This window comes from Burkholderia sp. SIMBA_051 (assembly GCF_046534915.1).
Lineage (GTDB): Bacteria > Pseudomonadota > Gammaproteobacteria > Burkholderiales > Burkholderiaceae > Burkholderia > Burkholderia ambifaria.
On record NZ_JAWRXS010000378.1, the window covers coordinates 1 to 265 of the forward strand.

Annotated in this window: 1 protein-coding gene; it reads right to left on the minus strand. The window is 64.2% G+C overall.

Annotated elements, in window-relative coordinates:
• Positions 1 to 265 (minus strand): hemagglutinin repeat-containing protein (locus SB771_RS34940; RefSeq protein WP_410722034.1); only part of this gene is annotated, 265 nt, incomplete at both ends.

Genomic DNA, 265 nt, shown 5'->3' on the forward strand with positions numbered 1-265 from the left:
CGCCGGACTGTACGCCCTGACGAACCGTGCTCGCCATCGACCGAGCGAGCCCCACCACACCGCCGTTCACGCCGACGCTCAGGCCCGATTGGCTGAAGTGCTGCGATTGCGCGTCGTTGTACGTGTCATAGGCCGAATTCACGACGACGTTCTGGCCGATCACGTCGAGGTTTTGGCCGGCGACCACAGTACTACCGGTAATCGTCGCGTCCTTGCCCGCGTTGATCGACACGCTGCCGGACGATGCGCCGACGACGCTTGCGTT